The sequence below is a fragment of the uncultured Campylobacter sp. genome (genome assembly GCF_938045405.1).
In the GTDB taxonomy this organism is placed as follows: domain Bacteria; phylum Campylobacterota; class Campylobacteria; order Campylobacterales; family Campylobacteraceae; genus Campylobacter_B.
Map to the genome: position 1 here is coordinate 1 of NZ_CALIMW010000191.1, position 3,889 is coordinate 3,889.

A 3,889-nucleotide genomic window follows, 5' to 3' on the forward strand; every position below is an offset into this window, starting at 1 on the left:
GATTTTTTTATTAAAATTTGCCACGAAAAAGGGTCCTTCGAAAAATGTGGCGTAATTATTTTTAAAAATAAATGGAATTCCCGTGCCGATGTCTTTTTCTAGTCTTATATCGCAAAACATAAAATCCACGTCGTCCACGTTCGCGCAAACCAGATCATCCGCGCGAAATCTATCAAATCCGTCAAATATCTCGCTTGCTCTTACCTCTTTTTCCTGAAAAAGCGCGCCCATTTTATACGAAAAGCCCAGACTCTCGATATAAGGCTTGAGATAAAGCTCTTTGTAGCGCATCAAAAATCGCTCGGTTTTGCGCTCGAAAATCCACTCGTAAAATTCATCTCGCGTGCCGATTATTGCTAAAATAGACATGACCAAAAAAGATAAGCTTTCTATGCCAAGATCGAGTTTGGGAAAATCAAGAAAGATGATTATCAATGCTAGCGCAAGCATCGGACCGAAAACCGCAAACGCTACGAGATAACTTAAAATTTTCCAAAGCTTGCGACTTTTCTTAAGCCGTTTGCGCTGCTTTTCTAAATCTATGACGGTTTTAATATCCACGCCCAACCTCTATTTATTAAATTTTAATGGCGCAACCTTGCGGCACAGCGTAAATCTGCGCCCGATACGGCATATGCCGCTTGGATGTCGCTAAATTTTGCAGCTCCTTGCGCGAACCGTGCATCTCGTTTATTCGCCCCGTCCCGCCCCGTTTCGCCCGCTTGCCTCGCCCCGCCTTGCGCACTCTAAGAAGTCCAAATTTTTTCATTTAGCTTTAGAATTTTTACGATTTGAAGCATCGCGTCCAGATCGATTTGTATCTTACTCGCGAGCTTATCACCGCGTATCGGTCTATTTAGATCGGGCTCGAAGCTATCGTATCCGCGGGGGATTTTTATATAAATTTTGCTTTTTCTGAAGCTAAGCGCGATCTTCGATTTTGTAAGCATTTTTAAAAATAAAATTTTCTCCATCAGCGCCGGCGTTAGCACATACGCTGCGGCGACCGCGTCTTTTGTATATACCGCAAAAGATCTATTAAATTTCGCGTTATCCATATTGCAAAATTTTGCACCGCTTTCCAAGACGCCGTGCGATAGCTTTATTTGTCTTGGAAGAATAAAAACGTCGGATCTGATCTTTTTATGAAAATCTGCCGCGAAAAAAAGACCTTGAAATATCTCCATCTCCTTTTTTTCATAAATCAAAGTGAAAAAGCTATCATCTATAGTCTCTTTAGACATCCAAATATGGCAGAAGCTAAAGTCCACGCCGTCTATGTTTCCGTATATCAAGTCATCTCCGCCGGAATTTGCATATTGATTAAAAAGCCCGCTTTGCAGAATATCTTGCTCTTGAGTTACGGCGCCGAATCTGTTGTATTTGTATCCTAGACTTTCGACGTAGGGTGCTATGTAGAGGGCTTTGTATTGTAGCGCGAATTCTCGCGTTTTGACTTTGTAGGTTTTTTCGTAAAATAGCTTATAAGTAAAATATAGCGCTATGCCCAGACCAAATAAAAGATACGGCATCCCCAAAGGTGTACCCTCTTCGCTAGCCATATACCTCATTAGGAAAACCGCAGGGATAAATATCGCACAGGCTTTAAGCAGGCTTATCATTTTCCATTTTATGCGGCTTTGCAGCAGCTTGCGGCGCTCTTTTTCCAAATTTACGATAGTTTGTACGTCTAACAATTTTTGATCCTAAATTTCACCGCTTGCGGCAAGATAGCTCAAATTTAATATTAAATTTGAGCGGGCAAAGCTAGGCTTAAAGCTTGCCGTCAAATTTCAACAGTTCGTTTGCATACGCTCGCACGCTCGCATCCACCGCCACAAGCGCGTCCGCATCCGTCACGCTAGGCGAGTTAAATTTCTCCGCGCACTTTAGCACGACACGCGCAATGTCGGTGAAGCGGCACCGCTGCTGCAAAAACGCATTTACGCCCGCTTCGTTTGCGGCGTTGATGACGACGCCGAGATCGGGGTTTGCTAACAGCGCGTCTTTGAGGGTAAAAATTTGAAATTTCATCTCGTCGATCGGTTTAAGCTCTATCGGTCGCAGGGCGCATAGATCTACGGGCGCGGTGATCTGCTGCTGTACGTTGCCGCTAAACATCGCGTGCGCGATGGCTAGTCGCATATCGGCCCTGCTAATATGCGCCGTCGTAGAGCCGTCTGCGAATTCGACCAGCGCGTGGATCTGCGAGGTGCGCTCGATAAGCGCGTCGATCTCGCGCGTGCCGTAGAGCCAAAACGCCTCGATCACCTCAAAAAGCTTATTCGCCATCGTGGCGCTGTCGATCGTGATCTTCGCGCCCATCTTCCAGTTGGGGTGCTTGAGGGCGTTTTGCGGCGTGAGCGAGCCTAGCTGCGTTAGCGGCACGTCGTAAAACGCGCCGCCGCTAGCCGTGATGATTAGGCGCGAAACGGGGATTTTGGCATTGCTAAGCAAAAATTTCAGTCCGAAATGTTCGCTGTCGATCGGGTAAATTTTATCCGTTTGCAGAAATTTCCCGCCGACGACGAGGCTTTCTTTGTTAGCTAGACAGAGCCTTTTGCCGAGCTCTTGGGTTTTTAGGCTGGGCATCATGCCCGCAAAGCCTACGAGAGCGTTTACCACGGTCGTGCTTTTGCACTCCGCAAGCATCTGCAAAATTCCATCCGCGCCGCAAAATACGCGCTCGTGATCTACCTCGCTTTTTTGCTGCGCGTCCGCGATACAGACGAGACGAGGATGAAATTTTGCGATCTGTTCGTTTAAAAGCTTGATATTGCGCCCGCAGCTAAGCGCTTCGATCATACTGCCGCTGCGCGCGGCTACGTCTAGGGTGTTTGTGCCGATAGAGCCCGTGGAGCCTAAAACTACCATGAATAGACTATCGCCATCGCGATCGCGCCGAACATATAGCCGTCGATGCGGTCTAAGATCCCGCCGTGTCCGGGAAAGAGCGCGCCGCTGTCTTTAAGACCCGCCGCGCGCTTTAGGTAACTCTCAAACAGATCGCCCAACACGCCAAAAATTGCTATGATGATGGTTTTTCCTAAAATTTCAAGCGGCGGCATATTGGTAAAGATGCGCGCATAAATGAGGCTAACGATAAGCGCGAGTGCAAGACCACCTAGCACGCCCTCTACGGTTTTATTCGGCGAGCTAGCGCTTAGCGGAGTTTTGCCAAAGGCTCTACCGATAAAATATGCGCCACTATCGCTAGCTACGATAATAAAGATCAGCCAAACGAAGTGAAAAACTTCCCCAAAATCATCGTAAGCCGCCCACATAAAAAATATCGGCGCAACGGGATAGATGAAAGGAAGCGTGATCTTTAGGCTGGGGCCCTTGGTAAAGGCTACGACAGAGGCGACGCATAGGATCATTAGGATGCTAACTTTTAGCGCTGAGACGAAGGGCTCATCGGTCTGCGTAAATGGTAGCAGCGCAAAAAACGCGATCGCCAGCGCGAGCCACTTTTTGCTAGTTTCCTCTAGACCCCATAATTTGAGGCTTTCAAAAAACGCAAGTACGAGTATCAGCGCAAATACGGCGAAATTTAGCCACCTGGCGTTTATGAGAATTAGAGCCAAAAATACGGCGAGTAAAATGCTTGCCGTGATTATTCTTTGCTTCATAGAATTTCCTTGGAATTTATTTTGAGCAATTATATCGCAAGCTCGCTTATTACGGCTTTAAAACGCTGATTGTTTTAAAATTTACGTAGTTTACGAAAGCACCTTCGTTGATTTTGACATTTTGACGTTTGGTGTAATCGACGAGATATTTTCCGCTGCCGCTTGCACTGAAGCTTACGCAAATTTTAGCAGCAAATTCGACCACCTCTTCGCTTAGACTTTGCTTATTTGTCTTTACGATGACGTGTGCGCTTGGA

General features: G+C 46.5%; 4 protein-coding genes and 1 pseudogene. All 5 read right to left on the reverse strand.

Translation table 11 applies throughout. The features are described 5' to 3' along the window. Positions 1–561, reverse strand: a 561-nt coding sequence (locus Q0140_RS07200) for a hypothetical protein (RefSeq protein WP_297963325.1), incomplete at its 3' end; no start/stop codon positions are given. Between the two features lie 185 nt (positions 562–746). After that, positions 747–1,697 (reverse strand): DUF3137 domain-containing protein, encoded by a 951-nt coding sequence (locus Q0140_RS07205; RefSeq protein WP_297963327.1) that lies wholly within the window; start codon positions 1,695–1,697, stop codon positions 747–749. A gap of 76 nt (positions 1,698–1,773) precedes the next feature. Continuing rightward, positions 1,774–2,874: a 1-deoxy-D-xylulose-5-phosphate reductoisomerase gene (dxr, locus tag Q0140_RS07210; protein WP_297963329.1), complete on the reverse strand. Its 1,101-nt coding sequence runs from the start codon at positions 2,872–2,874 to the stop codon at positions 1,774–1,776. Beyond that, positions 2,868–3,632: a phosphatidate cytidylyltransferase gene (locus Q0140_RS07215; protein WP_297963330.1), complete on the reverse strand. Its 765-nt coding sequence runs from the start codon at positions 3,630–3,632 to the stop codon at positions 2,868–2,870. The genes dxr and Q0140_RS07215 overlap by 7 nt, the downstream gene beginning before the upstream one ends. 49 nt (positions 3,633–3,681) lie before the next feature. Next, positions 3,682–3,889, reverse strand: a pseudogene (locus Q0140_RS07220) (hypothetical protein); the annotation flags it as partial.

Coding starts and splice junctions, on each gene's coding strand:
- dxr (WP_297963329.1), bottom strand. CDS start 2,874: ATGGTAGTTTTAGGCTCCACGGGCTCTATCGGCACAAACACCCTAGAC.
- Q0140_RS07215 (WP_297963330.1), bottom strand. CDS start 3,632: ATGAAGCAAAGAATAATCACGGCAAGCATTTTACTCGCCGTATTTTTG.